The sequence below is a fragment of the Halorhodospira sp. 9628 genome (assembly GCF_022228075.1).
GTDB classification, from domain to species: domain Bacteria; phylum Pseudomonadota; class Gammaproteobacteria; order Nitrococcales; family Halorhodospiraceae; genus Halorhodospira; species Halorhodospira halophila_A.
In genome coordinates this window covers 42478-56740 of the sequence record NZ_JAJNRF010000009.1, presented here as the reverse complement: position 1 = coordinate 56740, position 14263 = coordinate 42478, and the positions used below count along the sequence as shown (strand labels likewise).

The window sequence follows — 14263 nt, the reverse complement described above, 5'->3', positions numbered from 1 at the left end:
ACTGTCATGAACGGATCGGAGCAGACCGAGGCGCAGCGGCTCTACGCCCGCATGTTCGCCGACAATACCGCGGTCAAACTGCTCATCGACCCGGAATCCGGGGCCATCCTCGACGCCAACCCCAGTGCCGTGCGCTTCTACGGGTACCCCCGGGCGGAGCTCTGCGGCATGCGCATCCAGGACATCAATACCCTCGATGATGCGCAGGTGCACGCCGAGATGGCCCGGGCACGGGCCGAGCAGCGTCGCTACTTCCGCTTCCAGCACCGCGTGCAGGGTGGCGAGGTCCGCGACGTCGAGGTCTACAGCGGGCCGCTGGAGCTCGGCGGCCGGCAGTACCTCTACTCCATCGTCCACGACATCAGCGAGCATGTGCGCCTGCAGGGCGAGCGCGACCGGCTGCTCGAGGCCATCAATGAGGGCGTCTGCGGGCTCGACCGGGCCGGGCGCTTCACCTTCCTCAATCCCGCGGCCCGGCAGCTGCTCGGCTTTCCCTCGGAGGAGGCAGCCCTCGGCCGGGACGCCCACGCACTGACCCACCACAGCCACCCGGACGGCAGCCCGTACCCCGCGCAGGCGTGCCCGATCTTCCGGGTGATTCGCACCGGCGAACCCCTGGAGGCGTGGCAGGACTACTTCTGGCGGATGGACGGCCGCGGTTTCGACGTGCTCGTCTACGCCGCGCCCCTGCGCGACGAGGACGATGGGATCACCGGCGCGGTGATCTCCTTCCAGGACATCAGCCGGCGCAAGCGCCTCCAGCGCGAGCGCGACCAGATGCTGGAGATTCTCGATTACCATCCCCATCTGATCCAGCGTTTTCTGCCGGATACCACGCTGCTCTACGCCAACCGCATGGTGGCGGAATTGTTCGGAGTGCCGGCGCCAGAGATGGATGGTCGGCGCTGGATCGAATGGCTGGCGCCGGAGCAGCGCGAGCAGCTCGAGGCCTTCCTGTGCCGTTTCAACCGCTCCGAGCCGGTGGGTACCTTGGAGCTGCCGGTTACCGCCGCCACCGGCGAGCAGCGCTGGGTGCAGTGGACCTGCCAGGCCTTCTTCGACGAGGACGGCCTGATCAGCCACTTCCAGGCCGTGGGCATCGACAACACCGAACGGGTCGCGGCCGAGCGGGCCCGCGCCCAGGCCGACCGCGACCGCCAGACCTTCCTCGCCGCGGTCAGCCACGACCTGCGCACGCCGCTCAACGCCATCTACGGCTTCACCGACCTGCTCCAGGCCACCGAGCTGACCGGGCAGCAGCGCGAGTACCTCGACCTGTGCCGCAGCGCCAGCGAGAAGCTGCTGGCGCTGATCGACACGCTGATGGATCTCTCGCGGATGGAGTCGGGGCGGTTGACCCTGCGCGACGAGCCCTTCGAGCTTGCCGAGGTGATCGAGCGGCAGGTGGCGGTCCTGCGCGCCGTCGCCGAGGAGGCCGGGCTGGCGCTTCGCGTCCGCGAGGCGCCGGGTACCCCGCAGTGGGTGCGCGGCGACGCCACCCGCTTCGGGCAGGTCGTGCACAACCTGGTCAGCAACGCCATCCAGTTCACCGAGCGCGGCGAGGTGGTGCTGGAGGTTGCGCCGGAGGGGACCGGACGGCTCTACGTCGCCGTCCACGATACCGGCGTGGGCATCGCCCCCGAGGATCGCGAGCACATCTTCAAGGCGTTCGCCCAGGGCAACCCGTCCTTCCGGCGCCAGCCCGGCAACGGCCTGGGCCTGCGCATCTGCCACGAGTTGGTGCGACTGATGGACGGGCGCCTGGCGGTGGCCAGCGAGCCGGGGCAGGGGTCCACGTTCTCCTTCACGGCGCGGCTGCCCCGCGCGGAGCCACCCCGCGCCGAAGGCCCCGGCGCAGCGGTCTCCGGGCAGGCCGCCGGCCTGCGCGTGCTGGTCGCCGAGGACGACGCCACCAACGCCCTGCTCATCCAGGCGCAGCTGGAGCTGGCCGGCGTCCATCCGACGCTGGTGGAGGATGGCCGCCAGGCGGTGGCCGCCTGGCGGGAGCAGGACTGGGACCTGGTGCTCATGGACGTGCAGATGCCCGGGCTCAACGGACCCGATGCGGTGCGGGCCATCCGCGCCGAGGAGGCCGAGCAAGCCTGTGCGCGCACCCCCATCGTCGCCCTGAGCGCCCACGCCGTGGACCAGGTCCGCGAGGAGTGTCTGGCCGCCGGCTGTGACGACTACCTGACCAAGCCGGTGGACCGGCAACGGCTGGCGGCCCTGCTGTCGGGGATCGCCGGCGACGGCTGACCCCGGCGCCGCGCGTTATCCTTGGCGGCAGGGGAGGCGGGGCCGAGGAGCAGCCATGTACTACGAGACCTACCGCGAGCCCGACGGGCGCTGGGCCTTCGAGCTCTTCCACCAGGACGGCACCCGGATCGCCCACGGCAGCGGCTACGAGCAGCAGCGCCAGGCCGAGGCCCACGCCGAGGAGCTGATGCGCCGGACCTACGAGCAGCAGTCCATGGGGCTGCCCTGGTAGGTCACCGGGCGTGGCGGTCAGCCGCCGCGGATGGCCAGAAAACCGCCGACCACCAACGGCAGGGTGGCCACCGCGGTGACGGTCTGCACGGTGAGGATCGAGGCCATCAGCGGGGCGTCGCCGCCGAGCTGGCGGGCGAGGATGTAGCACGACGCCGAGGCCGGTACCCCGGCGAAGAGCACGAGCACCGCCCCGGTGGTCGCGTCCAGGCCGGCGGCCAGGACTACGGCGCCGACACCGGCAGGCAGGAGCAGGAGCTTGATGGCCGATGATGCGATCAGCAGCCGCGGATGGCGTCCGATCTGCCCCCAGTACAGCCCGGCGCCCACCGCCATCAGGCCCAGCGGCAGCGCGGCCTGGCCCAGCGCATCGAGGAAGGCGGCCAGCGGTGCCGGCAAGCCCACCGGCAGCAGGCTGAGTGCGACGCCGAGCAGACAGGCGAGGATTAACGGGTTGCGCGCCAGGCTCGCCCAGAAGCCGGGTGCCTGACGTCCGGTGCGCCGGCCGTAGCGGATCAGGGCCGCCACCGCCAGCAGGTTCACCAGGGGGACGAGGACCGCCAGGCTGATCGCCGCCAGGGTCACCCCCTCGGTGCCGAACAGTGCCGCCGCCGTGGCCAGTCCCACGTAGGTGTTGGGCCGGAAGGTGCCCTGCAGCGCCGAGGTGAACCCGGGGCCGTCCGGCTCCAGCAGCGGCCGGGCGAGAAGCAGCAGGGCGCCGGCGACCGCCACGCCGCCGGCGAGGATGGCCACTACGGGCAGTAGTGGCATCTCGCGCAGCGGTGCCTCGGCCAGTCGTACCACCAGCAGCGCCGGCAGGGCGAAGTAGTAGGTCAGCCGCTCCGCCCCGTCCCAGAACAGGGGCGGAACGACCTCCTGACGGCGCAGCACGTGGCCCAGGGCGATGAGTCCGAAGACCGCCGCCAGGGCGCTGGCCAGGGCGCCCGCCAAGCCGGCCTAGCCGCCCTGGCTCGGCACCAGCGGCTGCCGTGAGGCGAAGCGGTACTGCCAGGCCATCAGCACCGCGCCTACCGCGATCCCGGCCAGGTCGCTGTAGATCCCGCCGTAGATCATCGAGATGGCACCGGCGAGCAGCACGCCGCGCAGCAGCCACGAGACGTGGCCGAACAGCCAGCCCTGCACCGCGGCGGCCAGCAGGAAGATGCCCACCGAGGCGGTCACGCCCACCCGGGCGATCTCCGTCCAGGTCCCTTCACCGAGCATGGCCGGGCTGTAGAAGAACATGAACGGCACGATGAACGCCGCCAGCCCGATCTTGAACGCCGTCACCGAGGTGCGCAGCGGATCGGTGCCGGCAATGCCGGCGGCGGCGTAGGCGGCCAGCGCCACCGGCGGGGTGATCGCCGAGATGACTGCGTAGTAGAAGACGAAGAAGTGGGCGATCAGCGGCTCCACGCCGAGCTGCTGCAGCCCGGGCGCCACCACCGAGGCGGCCACGGCGTAGGCGGCGGTCGTCGGCATGCCCATCCCCAGCATGATGGAGATGCACATGGCGAAGAACATCGCCAGCAGCATGGAGGCGTCCGCCACCCCCAGCAGCATGGACGAGAAGCGCGTACCCACGCCGGTGAGGCTGATCACGCCGACGATGATGCCGGCGCAGGCGCACACCGCCACCAGCGGGATGACCATGCGCCCGCCCATCTCCAGGGCGCGGAGGATGCGGCGGATGCCCATCGCCTCCGGGGTCAGCCAGCTGACCACCACCGCCGAGATCATCGCTACGGTGCCGGCCCGGATCACCGAGTAGCCCTGGAAGAGGGTGAAGATCAGCACCAGGATGGGGATGAACAGGTAGACCTGCCGCAGCATCCGCCCCAGCCCGGGCAGCTGCGCCCGCGGCAGCCCGCGCATGCCCATCTTGGCCGCCTCGTTGTCGACCATGAAGTAGACCGACAGGAAGTAGAGGGCGGCCGGCAGGATGGCGGCGGCGATGATCTCCACGTAGGGGATGCCGGTGATCTCCGCCATGATGAAGGCGCCGGCGCCCATGATCGGCGGCACCAGCTGCCCGCCGGTGGAGGCGGTCGCCTCGATGGCACCGGCGCTCTTGGCCGGGTAGCCGACCTTGCGCATCAGCGGGATGGTCAGGCTGCCGGTGGCCACCACGTTGCCGGCGGAGGTGCCGTTGATCATCCCCATCAGCCCGGAGGCGAAGATCGACACCTTGGCCGGGCCGCCGCGGGCCCAGCCGGCCACGGCGAAGGCGAAGTTGACGAAGTAATCGCCGACCCGGGAGACCTGCAGGAAGGCGGCGAAGGTGATGAACAGGATGATGTACGTCGAGGAGACCGCGGTTGTCGGGCCGAGGATCCCGCTGTCGGTGTAGAGGTAGGTGAAGAAGCGGGTGAAGGAGTAGCCGCGGTGCTCCAGGAAGCCGGGCAGCCACGGCCCGACGAAGGAGTAGACGAGGAAGATGGCGGTGATGATCACCAGCGCCAGGCCGGCGATGCGTCGGGTCAGCTCCAGGATCAGCAGCACGCCGGCGGCCGAGATCCACAGCTCCTGGGCCCCGGCAAAGGGGGTTCCGGCCGCTAGCTGCCAGCGGGTTAGCGCCAGGATGATGTAGGTACCGACCATCAGCGCGCCGAAGCCGAGGATCCAGTCCGGCCAGTGGACACGGTTGTCCGGACTGCGCAGGAACCAGCCGGCCAGGGTGGCGACGGCCACGCTGGCGAACAGGGTGTAGCCGAACTGCTGGGCCAGCCACGGCGGGAGCTGGGTGGAGGACATGCCATCCACCTGCAGCAGGTAGGCGATGTAGCCGAGTGCGCCCAGGGCCCATAGCATCAGGGCGGTACTGGCTAGCATCACCAGCCACTGGAGCATCCCGGTGGGCGCGGCCGGCGCGTCGCGGTCCAGGGTCCGCGCCGAGGTCAGCGCAAAGCCGATGAACAGGCCGCCGGCGATGTGCAGGATCCGGAAGGTCCAGGTCTCCAGCGGGATCACGTTCAGGGTGAAGATGTGGAATGCGGTATAGAGCGCGCACGCCCAGAAGAACAGCTGCTTCTGCCAGCCGGTGAGGGCGCGCTCGTTGCTGCCGAGGGGAATCTCCGTTTCGCCCTGGGTCTCGATCGTTGGCTCCGGATTCGTGGATCGATCGCTCATCGATGGGGATGCCTCGGCCTCGGTGATACCGGTGCGGGACCTGCTACCGGGCAGGCCCCCTGACACAGCCCGCCCCCGGTCGCACGGATGCGGCTCGGGGGCGGGGGATCAATGGGCTGTCCCGCTCGGGGTCAGCCGCGCAGGTCCTCGGGGATCTCGTAGCCGTTCTCCTCGAACCAGCGCACGGCGCCCGGGTGCCAGGGCATCCAGTCGTTGTACTGGTGGTTCTCCGGCAGGGTCTCGCGCGAGGCCCGGTGGATGTCCATCATCCGGTCGTGGTTCTCCATGACCGCCCGGGTGACCTCGTAGACCAGCGACTCGGGCATGTCCTGGTGGGTGATGGCGAAGTTCCAGATGGAGATCGCCGGGATGTCCGCGTCCAGGGAGCTGTAGAGGTCCGCCTCGATGTCCGCCGGGGAGAGCGCCGGGAATGCCTCGAGCAGCTGCTCCTGCTGCGCCTCGGTGACCGAGAAGATGTTGGCGTCGATCTCCGCCTCGAGCTGCGAGAAGGCCGAGATCGGGGTGCCGGCCGCGAAGGCGAAGGCGTCGATCAGGCCGTCCTGCAGCTGGCCGGCCAGATCCGAGGCGCCGCCGTTGCGGACGCGCACATCGATGCCGAGCTCATCGAAGAACTGCGGGAAGTACATATCCGCAGTGCCGCCGGAGGGGCCGACCCCGACACGCTTGCCCTCCAGATCCTCCATGGAGGTGAGTTCGTCGCCCTCGCGGGTGATGATGTGGAAGGTGGTCTGGTACATGGGGAAGACCGCGCGGATGTTGCGGTGCTCCATGCCCGGAGCCAGCTCGCTCTCGCCGTCCCAGGCGGCGCGGGCCGGTCCCATGGTGACCAGGCCGAACTCGTGGTCGCCGGTCTCGACCAGGGTGGCGTTCTGCACCGGCCCGCCGGTGACCTCGCCGCCGGCGCGGATGTCGAGCATCCCGGCGACCATGTCGGCCCAGCCGCTGCCGTAGATGTAGTAGGTGCCGCCCTGGCTGGCGGTGCCCACGGTGAAGCTGCGGGGCCAGTCGTCGCGGTCGGCCAGTGCCGGTGCCGACAGGGCCAGCGCCGAGGTGGCGCAGATGGCGAGTTGCCAGGTTTTCATTCTCATTCTGTTTGCTCCTCCTCCAGAGCCCGGGGAAGCCCTTTGGCGGGCGTTTCGGTGGTTGGCATAACCCGCACCCGTGACCGGGGCGCAGTGCGCTTTATCGCAGGGGGCACCGCTATTGTCAATTCCCAATCCGCCGTGCGGCGACCGGCGCGCCCCCGGTGAGCGGGGTGGTCAGTGAGTGGCCGGCCGCTGCGGAGCCGCATCACGCCAGGGGCTGCGGTGTTTCTCCGCAGGGTTTTCCACAGGTTTTGTGAACAAGCCCATCCCGGTCTATCTTGCCGGGGAGGACCGGCAACCAGAACCAGAAAGGAGGAGACCGGTATGGCCGACGATGATCAGAACCGCAAGGAGCAGCATGTCGAGGACATGAAGGCGCGCCTGTCCGAGTGGCAGGAGCAGATCGACCGCGTCCGTGCCCAGGCCGAGGAGGCCGGCGAGGAGATGCGCGAGCGCTATCAGGAGCAGCTCCAGGAGCTGGAGGAGAAGTACGAGGAAGGCAAGCAGCGCCTGCGCGAGATGCAGGACGCCAGCGAGGAGGCCTTCCGCGACATGCGCGAGGGCTCGGAGAGCGCGTGGGAGGCGATGACGCGGGCCTTCCGCGATGCGCTGAACCGTTTCCGCTCCTGATGACCCTGCCCGGGCGGGCCCGGTGGCCCGCCCGCACTGCTCCCGCTCACCCCCGCCCCCCAGGTAAACTGGCGCCATGCCAGACTCCGACATCACCGACGCCATCGCCACGGCCTACCGCCGCGTCCGGGACGAGATGCCCGGCTTCCGCGAGCGGGCCGCGCAGAAACGCATGATCTGGGAGGTGGCCAAGGCCCTCGCAGGGGAGCAGGACCACCGCCTGCTTGCCATCGAGGCGCCCACCGGCACCGGCAAGAGCCTCAGCTACCTGCTCGGCGGGGTCCCGGCGGCGCGCAGCCGCGGGCTGCCGCTGGTCATCGCCACGGCCACCGTGGGGCTGCAGGAGCAGATCCTGCACCAGGATCTGCCCAAGCTGGCCCGCTACGCCGGCATCGAGGTGGATGCCACGGTGGCCAAGGGGCGTGGTCGTTACCTGTGCCCGCGCAACCTGGGTGAGCTGGTCGGGCAGTCGGCCAGTGTCGAGGCCGGGGCGCAGCAGGCGTTGGCCGCCGACATCCTGGGCAGCGCCCGCTGGCCGCGCCCGCCTCAGCCGGGCGAGCCCGAGCAGCTGGAGTCCATGGCCGAGGCCCTAACCGAGGGGCGCTGGGGCGGTGACCTGGACGAGTGGGCCGACGGCGTGGCCGACGACCTGCGCCCGATGGTCACCTCCACCAGTCACTCCTGCTCAGGACGGCGGTGTGCCCACTTTGAGGGATGTCCCGTCTACGCCGCCCGCGACCGGGTGTCCCGCGCCGAGGTGGTGATCACCAACCACGACCTGCTGCTCGCCGACCTGCAGCTCGGCGAGGAGGAGGGCGGGGTCCTGCTGCCAGCGCCCGAGCAGGCGCTTTACGTCATCGACGAGGGCCACCACCTGGCCGCCAAGGCGGTGCAGCGCTTCGCTGCCAGTGCCCGCGTCCAGGCGGCGCGGACGTGGCTGGAGGAGGGCGAAGGCGTTGCTACGGACACCGCGGCGGTGCTACCGGACGATGCGGTCGGCGAGCCGCCGGACGCCGAGGCGCAACGGCTGCAGGAGCGTCTGGGCGAGGTAGCCACCGCGCTGCAGGAGGCGGATACCTTCCTGCAGCACAACTACCGGGCCGATGCCGAGGGTGAACGCTGGCGTTTCCGCGCCGGTCATGCCCCCGAGCCGGTGCGTGAGCTGGCCGGGCGCGTGGCCGGCCCGGCGCGGGGGCTGCACGACGCCCTGCAGGGGTTCTCGGACCGGGTTTACGCCGCCCTGGAGGCGCAGCGGGGCGACACCCAGGAGCTGGAGCGCCAGCTGCCGCGGCTTGGCTTCCTGCGTGAGCGGGCGGCGAACCTGGCCACCACCTGGGAGCTCCTCGCCGAGCAGGACAGTGCCGGAACGCCGCCGGTGGCCCGCTGGGTGGAACGCCAGGCGGAGTCCGACGGTGCCGTGGACCATCGGGTCTCGGTCTCGCCGGTCTCGGTGGCCGGCGAGCTCGCCCGGCGCCTGTGGGACCGGTGCGCCGGTGCGGTGATCACCAGCGCCACGCTGACTGCCCTGGGGCGCTTCGATCATCTGCGCAGTGACCTGGGCCTGCCCGACGGGGAGGCCATCCGCCAGGGCTGCCTGCCGTCGCCCTTCGACTACAGCCGATCCCTGCTGCACGTGCCGGCGCTGCGCAGCGATCCGCGCGACGCCGAGGCGCACCTGGCCGAGGTCTGCCAGTGGCTGCCCGAGCTCCTCGACCCCTACGAGGCGGCGCTGGTGCTGTTCACCAGCCGTCAGCGCATGGAGCGGGTGGCCCAGGCGCTGCCCGAGGGCCTGCGGGAGCGGCTGCAGTGCCAGGGTGAGCGCTCCCGCGAGGCGATGCTCCAGCGCCACCGCGAGGCCGTGGATGCCGGGCAGGGCAGTATCCTCTTCGGACTGGCGGGTATGGCCGAGGGGGTGGATCTGCCCGGGCGCTACTGCGATCATGTGGTCATCGAGCGCATCCCCTTCGGGGTGCCCACCGAACCGGTGACCGCCACCCTCAGCGAGTGGCTGGAGGATCAGCAGCGCTCCTCGTTCCATACCCTGAGCCTGCCGCGGGCATCGCTGCGCCTGACCCAGGCCTGCGGACGGCTGGTCCGCTCCGAGGATGACCGCGGGCGGATCACCATCCTCGACCGGCGGGTGGTGACCCAGCGCTACGGCCGCCAACTCCTCGACGCCCTGCCGCCGTTCCGGCGCCGTCTCGACTAAGGCAGGCATCCCGCAACGAAAAAGGCCGCCGATCCGGTGGATCGGCGGCCCGTTGCCGTGGGGATGGCGGAACGATCCCCTTGGGGTTACTGCTTCTCGATGACCGTGGTCAGCTCCACGCCGAGGGCCACCGGCAGCAGGAAGTAGACGAACACCGTGGTCAGCACGATGGTGACCAGGTTCAGCAGCAGCCCGGCGCGCGCCATATCCGGCACGGTCAGGGCCCGGCTGCCGAAGACGACGGCGTTCGGCGGCGTGGCCACCGGCAGCATGAAGGCGCAGGAGGCAGCGACGGCCACGGCGGCCATCAGCACCAGCGGGTTGAAGTTGGTGGCCACGGCCAGCGCGCCCATCAGCGGGATGAACACCGTCGCCGTGGCGGTGTTGGAGGTCACCTCGGTGAGGAAGACCACCAGGGCCACGCAGGCGGCGATGATCAGGAAGATGGAGACGCCGTCGAGCACCTGCAGGGCCTCGGCCAGGCTCTCGGACAGGCCGCTGGCGCCAAAGCCCGCCGCCAGGGCGAAGCCGCCGCCGAAGAGCAGGACGATGTCCCAGGGGATCTTCACGGCGGTGTCCCAGTCGAGCAGCCGCTGCCCCTTCTCCTTGCCCGAGGGCAGCAGGAACAGCGCCAGGGCACCGGCCATGGCGATGCTGGCGTCGCCGAACTCATCGAGCACGCCCTCGGGCAGGAAACCGCGCAGGACCCAGGCCAGGGCCACCAGCACGAAGACGCTCAGCACGCGGCGCTCGGCGGGGTCCATGCGGCCGATCTCGGCCAGCTCCTGGCGGATGGTCTCGCGGCCACTGACCAGATGCCCGATGCCGCGGCAGTGGCGGCTGAAAGCCAGATAGACCCAGGCGATGCCGAGAAAGAGCAGGGACAAGGGCAGGCCGAAGGCCATCCAGCTGGCGAAGGTGATCTCGATGTCGTAGAGCTCCTGGGCCTGACCGGCGAGCACCGCGTTCGGTGGCGTGCCGATCAGCGTGGCGATGCCGCCGATTGACGCGGCGTAGGCGACACCGAGCATGAGCACCACGCCAAAGCCGCGGGGCAGCTCCTGTCCGTTCTGCTCGGCTTCCTCCTGGCTCTGCTTGAGCACCGCCAGGGCGATGGGCAGCATCATCATCGCCGTGGCCGTGTTGCTGATCCACATGGACAGCCCGGCGGTGGCCAGCATGAAGCCGAGGATGATGCGCCGGGGCGAGGGACCGACGAGGTTGATGGTGTGCAGGGCGATGCGCCGATGGAGGTTCCAGCGCTGCATGGTCACGGCGATGAAGAAACCACCCAGGAACAGGTAGATCAGGTGGTTGCCGTAGGCCTCGGTGACATCGCCGACCTCCATGACCCCGAGCAGCGGGAAGGCGACGATGGGGACCAGCGCCGTGGCGGCAAGGGGCAGCGCCTCACTGATCCACCAGATGGCCATCAGGATGGCGACCAGGGCGACGTTCCACTCGGCCTGGGTCAATTCGCCGGGCGGGCCGACCAGCAAGCCGGCCAGGGCCACCAATGGCCCCAGGAACAGTCCAATGCGCTGCCGATAAGACTCCATGGATACCTCCATCAGCGTTCGAAGAGCGCATAAGGTGGACCACAAGCCCCCTCCCCCTCAATAGGTCAATAAAAACGGGGTCCGAGCATTGACCCGAACCCCGGCTCGGGTTCACGGCCGCCGCCCGGAAGGGCCTGCCGCTCGCCGTCAGGCCTCGGCGTCGTCGAGCCGTGCGCCGACCGGGGCGTCCACCGGGCGGACGATGGCCCGCGTGCCTTCCAGCCGGACGATGCGCACGGCACTGCCCGGGGCGATCTCGGGGTCGTCGGCGGGGTCGGGGATGGCCATCAGGTGGTCGCCGAAGGCGCGCACGCGCAGGTGGCCGCGCAGGTCGTAGTAGGCCTCGAAGGCGGTGCGGCGCAGGGCACTGTCATCCGCTGAGGGCGGGCCGCCGCCGCGGCCCATGCGCCGGAAGACCCAGACCATGAACGGCAGCGAGGCCAGCCCGGCGAGGATGGCCACGGCGATCTGCGCGACCAGCGGCGCGCCGAGCAGGGCCATGGCCATGCCGGCGAAGGCCATTACCGCCAGGGCCAGCAGCACCCCGGCGCCGCCGCCGGCGAGCAGGATCTCGACGCCGAGCAGCACCACCGCCAGGGTGAGCCATACCGTCCACACCGATTGCGGGTCGTTCATCGGGTCCATGGGGCCTCCGCGCAGGGTCCGGATCCCCAAGGTAGCGAGCCGGGCGGCGGGAGGCCAGCCCCGCCGCCATCAGCGCTGGTAGGCCAGCTCCAGGGTCTCGCCCTGGTGCAGGTCGTGGATCTCGTTGCGGTAGCCGATGCGCACCGGCGGCCACGGCCCCTCCTCCAGGCGCAGGGTGAGTCGGGTGTGATTGACCACCAGGTGGATCCAGTGGCCGCGATAATGGATCTTGTGCTCCACCTCGTGGAGCCCATCGGGCAGCATGGGATCGAGCCACAGGACGCCGTCCCGCGGTTCCATGCCGGTGTAGCCGCGCAGCGCCAGGTCCACGGTGCCGGCCATGGCCCCGAGGTGGATGCCCTCCTTGGTGGTGCCGCCCTGGATGTCGCCCAGGTCGCTGATCAGCGCGTTGCCGAACAGATCCCAGGAGCGCTGCCGGTCGGAGCGCGCCAGCACCCACGAGTGGACGATGTTGCTCAGCGTCGAGCCGTGGGAGGTGCGCGCCTCGTAGTAGGCGATGTTGCGCGGGATGGCCTCGGCGTCGAGCTCGTAGCCCATGTCGGCGAACAGGGTTTCGATCTGCTGCCGGGAGAACAGGTAGAAGAGCATCAGCAGGTCGGCCTGCTTGCTCGCCTGGTAGCGGTTGACGTCATCGCCCTCGGCCTCAAGGATCCGGTCGAGCCGCTGGATGTTGCCGTAATGCTCGCGGTAGCCGGCCCAGTCCAGTTCCTCGAGCTGGTCGTAGCCCTCGAACTGGCTGATGATGCCGTCGCCGTGGAAGGGGATGAACATCCGCTGGCTGATCTCCTGCCAGCGGGTGAGTTCCGCCTCGTCGATCGCCAGCCGGTCGAGGAGCTCGCTGCGTGGCGTCGGGCCGATGACCTCCAGGGCCTGGCGGGCGATGCGCAGGCACCAGGCGGCCATGACGTTGGTGTAGGCGTTGTTGGCCAGCCCGATCTCGTCGCTGCCCGGATAGCGCGTGTGGAACTCATCGGGGCCGACGATGCCGCGGATCTCGTAGCGCTGGCGCTGTGGGTTGTAGGTGGCCAGGCTGGCCCAGAACTGGGCGATGCTCAGGATCATCTCGGCGCCGGCGAAGGCCATGAAGTCGGTGTCGCCGGAGACCTCATAGTAGCGCCAGATGTTGTGGGCGATGGCGGCGTTGACGTGGCGCTGGCGGTGGGTGTTGTCCGGCAGCCAGCGCCCCGAGGCCGGGTTGAGGTGCAGGGTCTGCGTCTCCTCGCGGCCGCTGCTGCCGCTCTGCCACGGGTACATGGCCCCACGCAGCCCCTCGGCGGCAGCCGCCCGGCGCGCCTCGGGCAGGCGGCGGTAGCGGTACATCAGCAGGGCGCGGCTGATCTCCGGGCTGTGCAGATTGAGCAGCGGCAGGATGAACAGCTCGTCCCAGAAGATGTGCCCGCGGTAGGCCTCGCCGTGCAGGCCGCGCGCCGGAACGCCCACGTCCAGATCGGTGGTGTGCAGCGAGGTGGTCTGCAGCAGATGGAAGATGTGCAGGCGCAGGACCGTCTGCTCCTCGGCCTCGCCGTTGTTGTCGGTATGCAGCGTCACGTCCCAGCCGCGCCAGTAGCGTTCCCACGCCTTGGCGTGGGTGCGCAGCAGCTCGTCGAAGGCCGGGGCGCGCTCCACCGCGGAAGCCGCATCGATGCCCGGCTCGCAGATGGCCCGGTCCCGGCCGCTGTAGAAGGCGGCGACCTTCTCGACGCGGATCGGCTGCCCCGGCTCGGCCTGCAGGGTCAGGTCGTCACCGATGTAGTCGTCGGTCTCCAGCCGCTCGCGGTGCTCCGGCCCGCGGCCGTCGGCCTGCCAGGCCCGGGTGCGCACTGCGTGGGCCAGGTCGATGCGCGACTGATTGGTCATGCTGCGCAGCATGACCGCCTCGTCGCTGCAGCGTTCGGTGGCGAGGACATCCAGGTGGCGGGTCTCCAGGGCCCGGTAACGGGCCACGCCGAGGTTCTCGACGCCGCCGTCGATCCCTGAGCGGATGTGCAGCGCGCCGGTCCAGTTCACCGGTTCCAGCTCCCAGTGCAGCGCGGCCAGGTGGCTGTCGCCCATATGCACCAGCCGCCGGCTGGTCAGCCGCGTCTCACGCCCGTGCGGGTCGCGAAAGTGCAGGTGCCAGGTCAGCACCCCGTGGCGCATGTCCAGGGTCTGCCGGTGGTCCAGCCACTCCACGCCGTCGAAGTCGAACCAGTCGCCCTCGGCCGGGCGGAAGTTCAGGCAGAGCCAGTTGGGCAGATTGGCCAGATCCTCGTTCTCCACCTCGCGGCCGGAGACCAGGCTGGTGCGCCGGTTGTAGCCGCCGGCCATGTAGGTGCCGGGGTAGTGGATGTCGCCGGCGGCGGCTCCCTCGAAGGCGCCGCGGGTCGCGAAACGGCCATTGCCCAGCACGCAGATCGCCTCGCGATGCTGCTGCTCCTCGGGCAGCCAGCCCTGGTAGGTCAGTTGCCAGCCTTCGGTCTCCGGTAGCGTCATCGCTG

General features: G+C 70.2%; 10 protein-coding genes. 4 read left to right on the top strand and 6 right to left on the bottom strand.

All coding sequences use genetic code 11. The features are described 5' to 3' along the window. Window positions 1-6: 6 nt before the first annotated feature. Window positions 7-2256, top strand: coding sequence for a PAS domain S-box protein (locus LRG10_RS09810; protein ID WP_238635448.1), 2250 nt, complete (start codon window positions 7-9; stop codon window positions 2254-2256). Window positions 2257-2311: 55 nt separating this feature from the next. Next, window positions 2312-2488: a DUF1508 domain-containing protein gene (locus LRG10_RS09805; RefSeq protein WP_201242743.1), complete on the top strand. Its 177-nt coding sequence runs from the start codon at window positions 2312-2314 to the stop codon at window positions 2486-2488. A gap of 17 nt (window positions 2489-2505) precedes the next feature. Here LRG10_RS09805 and LRG10_RS09800 read toward each other — a convergent pair whose 3' ends face one another. The 3 genes from LRG10_RS09800 to LRG10_RS09790 form a co-directional block, all read right to left on the bottom strand. After that, the gene (locus tag LRG10_RS09800; RefSeq protein WP_238635445.1) at window positions 2506-3438 is read right to left on the bottom strand and encodes an AEC family transporter; all 933 of its coding nucleotides are present in this window, start codon (window positions 3436-3438) and stop codon (window positions 2506-2508) included. A gap of 6 nt (window positions 3439-3444) precedes the next feature. Beyond that, window positions 3445-5616: a TRAP transporter fused permease subunit gene (locus tag LRG10_RS09795; protein WP_201169318.1), complete on the bottom strand. Its 2172-nt coding sequence runs from the start codon at window positions 5614-5616 to the stop codon at window positions 3445-3447. Between the two features lie 131 nt (window positions 5617-5747). Beyond that, window positions 5748-6725: a TAXI family TRAP transporter solute-binding subunit gene (locus LRG10_RS09790; RefSeq protein WP_201169317.1), complete on the bottom strand. Its 978-nt coding sequence runs from the start codon at window positions 6723-6725 to the stop codon at window positions 5748-5750. A gap of 321 nt (window positions 6726-7046) precedes the next feature. Between LRG10_RS09790 and LRG10_RS09785 the strand changes: the two genes are divergently transcribed. Continuing rightward, window positions 7047-7352, top strand: coding sequence for a hypothetical protein (locus tag LRG10_RS09785; RefSeq protein WP_201169316.1), 306 nt, complete (start codon window positions 7047-7049; stop codon window positions 7350-7352). Window positions 7353-7428: 76 nt separating this feature from the next. After that, window positions 7429-9561, top strand: coding sequence for an ATP-dependent DNA helicase DinG (dinG, locus tag LRG10_RS09780; RefSeq protein WP_238635440.1), 2133 nt, complete (start codon window positions 7429-7431; stop codon window positions 9559-9561). An 86-nt stretch (window positions 9562-9647) separates the two neighbouring features. Here the strand turns inward: dinG and LRG10_RS09775 are convergent, their stop codons facing one another. From LRG10_RS09775 to LRG10_RS09765, 3 genes are all read right to left on the bottom strand, one after another. After that, entirely contained in the window at window positions 9648-11120 is a 1473-nt protein-coding gene (locus LRG10_RS09775; protein WP_201169312.1) for a DASS family sodium-coupled anion symporter, read from the bottom strand. A 147-nt stretch (window positions 11121-11267) separates the two neighbouring features. Then, a complete protein-coding gene (locus tag LRG10_RS09770; protein ID WP_201169310.1) occupies window positions 11268-11765 on the bottom strand; it encodes an NfeD family protein in 498 nt (165 codons plus the stop codon). Between the two features lie 69 nt (window positions 11766-11834). Next, window positions 11835-14258: a glycoside hydrolase family 65 protein gene (locus LRG10_RS09765; RefSeq protein WP_238635437.1), complete on the bottom strand. Its 2424-nt coding sequence runs from the start codon at window positions 14256-14258 to the stop codon at window positions 11835-11837. Between the last annotated feature and the right edge of the window lie 5 nt (window positions 14259-14263).